Genomic DNA, 1,969 nt, shown 5'->3' with positions numbered 1-1,969 from the left:
ACCCCGAGCAGACCGGCGGTCACCATATGGGCCAGGGTGGGCGCGGGCGCGTACCGCGGATCGCCGGTGCGCTCGTACAGCGCCTCCAGGGAGTCCCGCGCGGTGTCCAGACCCATGGCGTCCAGCTGGGCCAACGGTCCCATCGGCAGTCCGCAGCCGAGGGTCATGGCGGTGTCGATGCTGTCGCGCGAGGCGTAACGCCGCTCGTACATGGCCACCGCGTTGTTGAGGTACGCCATGGTGAGCGCGCCCCCGACGAAACCCGGCCGGTCGGCCACCCGCACCGGGATCCGGCCCAGGTCGCGGACCAGCTCCCGGACGTCGGCCAGGACCGCGTCCGCGGTGAGCGGGGTGCCCACCACCTCCACCGCCGGCTGCTCGCGGTCGGGGCCGAGCGGGAAGAGGTGCAGCCCCACCGTGCGGTCGGTCCGCCCGGAGCCGACGGCGATCTCGGTCACCGGGAGCCCGGTGGTCGTGGTGGCGAACACCGTCTCCGGCGGACAGTCCGCGTGGGCGCGGGCGAGCAGCCCGCGCTTGGTCTCCAGCCGTTCGGGGACCGCCTCGACCACCAGATCGGCCCGGGCGGCGGCCGCCGGGTCGGTGGTGAACTCGACTGCGGATTCCGGCGCGGCCACCTCCGCCCGGCCGCGCCGCAGGGCCGGTTCGTCCCGCTCCACGGCGATCACCCGCCGGCCACCGCGAACCAGGGCGTCCACGAGGTGGCGGCCGGTGGTGCCGAGCCCGAACACCGCGACGGTGGGGAAGCGCTGTGCCATGCCGATGAGTCCTTTCGCTGGCTGGGACCTTGGGTTGGTCACGGACCGCGGTGGCCGTCCTGCCATGTGAGCAGCGCGGCGCCGAGCGACATCCCGCCGCCGAAACCGGCCAGCAGCAGCAACTCCCCGTCGCCGAACACGCCCTGCCGCCGGGCGTCGTCGAGCGCCAGCGGGATGGAGGCGGCGCTGGTGTTGCCGTGCTCGGCCACCGTCAGATGAGTGCGCGCCCGCGGCAGTCCGAGATCCGGAAGCGCCTTGGCCAGCAGCACACCATTGGCCTGATGGGGGATGAAGTGGTCCACGCTCGCGGGGTCCGTGCGGTGCGCGGCCAGCAGGCGCCCGATCGCGCGCGGCAGCTCGGCCAGGACGTATTCGCTGACCGCGCGGCCCCGCATCCGGAAGAAGTGGCCCCCGTCGGCGAGGGTCTTCTCCGACGCCGGGGCGCGGCTGCCGCCCGCCGTCACCTCGATCAGCTCATGGAGTGCGCCGTCGCTGGTGAGCAGCGATCCGGTGAGACCGTAGCCGGGGCGCACGGGTCCGAGCACCACCGCCCCGGCCCCGTCGCCGAAGAGCACGGCGGTGCGCCGGTCGGTGCGGTCGATGATGCGGGAGTAGACATCGGCGCCGATCACCAGGGCGTACGGGGCGGGGGCGCCGGATCCGGCGGACAGCAGCCCGGCCGCCGTCACCAGGGCGAAGACAAAGCCGCTGCAGACCGCGTTGAGGTCGAAGGCAGCGGCGCCGGTCGCGCCGATCCGGTGCTGAACCAGACAGGCGGTGGCGGGCTGGGGATGATCGGGGGTCGAGGTGGCCACCACGATCCAGCCGAGCTGATCGGCCCCGATCCCGGCGTCCGCGAGGGCGGCGCGGGCGGCCTCCACGGCCAGATCGGAGGTGGCCTCGTGGTCGGCGGCGTAACGGCGGCAGCGGATCCCGGTCTTCGCCGAGATCCAGTCCGGGGTCACCCCCGCGCGCTCGGCCACCAGATCATTGGATACGGTCTCGGCGGGCAGATACGAGCCGGTGCCGAGAATCCCGATGGGCCGCCCGCCGGATGTCCGGACCGGCTGCCCGGTCATCTGGATCTCCCGGCCCGCGCGGTCACCGCCGCCGTCGCCGGTGCCATCGCTGTCATCGCTGTCATCGCTGTTCGCGGGGTGCGGCGGTGCTCGAGAAGAAGCATTGGGTGGTTC

At 73.7% G+C, this 1,969-nt stretch carries 2 protein-coding genes; both read right to left on the bottom strand.

Annotated features, from left to right (window positions below):
* The coding region (locus GWI24_RS43775) for a 3-hydroxyacyl-CoA dehydrogenase family protein (protein ID WP_210951574.1) at nucleotides 1-776 on the bottom strand (776 nt) is incomplete at its 3' end.
* Between the two features lie 38 nt (nucleotides 777-814).
* Nucleotides 815-1,855: a 3-oxoacyl-ACP synthase III family protein gene (locus GWI24_RS43770; protein ID WP_210951575.1), complete on the bottom strand. Its 1,041-nt coding sequence runs from the start codon at nucleotides 1,853-1,855 to the stop codon at nucleotides 815-817.
* Nucleotides 1,856-1,969: the final 114 nt, after the last annotated feature.

The sequence above is a fragment of the Streptomyces sp. MK37H genome, from assembly GCF_018035285.1.
Taxonomy (GTDB): domain Bacteria; phylum Actinomycetota; class Actinomycetes; order Streptomycetales; family Streptomycetaceae; genus Streptomyces; species Streptomyces endocoffeicus.
Note: the sequence above shows the minus strand (reverse complement) of the source record. Positions and strands in the feature narration are given on the sequence as shown.

Excerpts from the sequence above, each read along its gene's own strand:
- GWI24_RS43770 (WP_210951575.1), bottom strand. The coding sequence starts at position 1,855 with ATGACCGGGCAGCCGGTCCGGACATCCGGCGGGCGGCCCATCGGGATT.